1 protein-coding gene is annotated in these 679 nt (G+C 72.9%); it reads right to left on the bottom strand.

The annotated features are described in order from the left end of the window. Nucleotides 1–15: 15 nt before the first annotated feature. The coding region (locus tag D471_RS34495) for an SUKH-4 family immunity protein (protein ID WP_040689701.1) at nt 16–679 on the bottom strand (664 nt) is incomplete at its 5' end.

Genomic DNA, 679 nt, shown 5'->3' with positions numbered 1-679 from the left:
GGCCTCCGGTAGCGGCTACAAAAGATCAACCAGCGGGAACTCCTGCGCGAAGACCGAGTCCGGGTCGATCCACCGCACCAGGTCCCGGAAGTCGGACTCGGCCTCGTCCGCCTCCTGGTGGTCCCATCCGCCGTGGACGTCCTCCTCGGCGAGGATCCGGTCCACCCAGTACCAGCGCCAGGCCATCTCCACCAACGCGACCGAGGAGGAGGCCACCCAGGCCGCGGACGCGGGGTCCGACCAGGGCAGCGCCACCCGGCCGGTCCCGCGCTCCACCCAGAACTCCCCGTCACCGGACGGGTGCGTGTACACCAGGCGGCCCACGTCCCCGAGATCCCCGTCACGACCTTCCTGCCCGAGACGGTGGGCGAACAGGCCTCCGGGGAGCCCGAAGCGGTCCAGGGCCCGCCGCCCGCTCTCGGGGACGGCCACCTCGTCCAGCCCGCCGACCTCCGCGCGCTCCCCCGCGGCGACCAGGTCCGGCAGCGGTGCGCTCACCGCCCACAGGTAGCGTGCGTGCCAATCGCCCATCCGGTATCCGTGCAGGTCCAGCACGGTGCGGTCGTACGCGTGGACGTCCCACAGCTCGATCCGCTCCGGTCGGGTGCGGTCCGCGACCGCCAACAGCTCGGGGTCGGCCGCCGCGATCTCCCACAGGAACGGGAGCCCCTCGTCGTCC

Origin of the sequence: Nocardiopsis lucentensis DSM 44048 (genome assembly GCF_000341125.1) — a bacterium.
Classification (GTDB): Bacteria; Actinomycetota; Actinomycetes; order Streptosporangiales; family Streptosporangiaceae; genus Nocardiopsis; species Nocardiopsis lucentensis.
The sequence above is the reverse complement of the archived record's forward strand: the minus strand, read 5'-3'. Positions and strand labels throughout refer to the sequence as shown.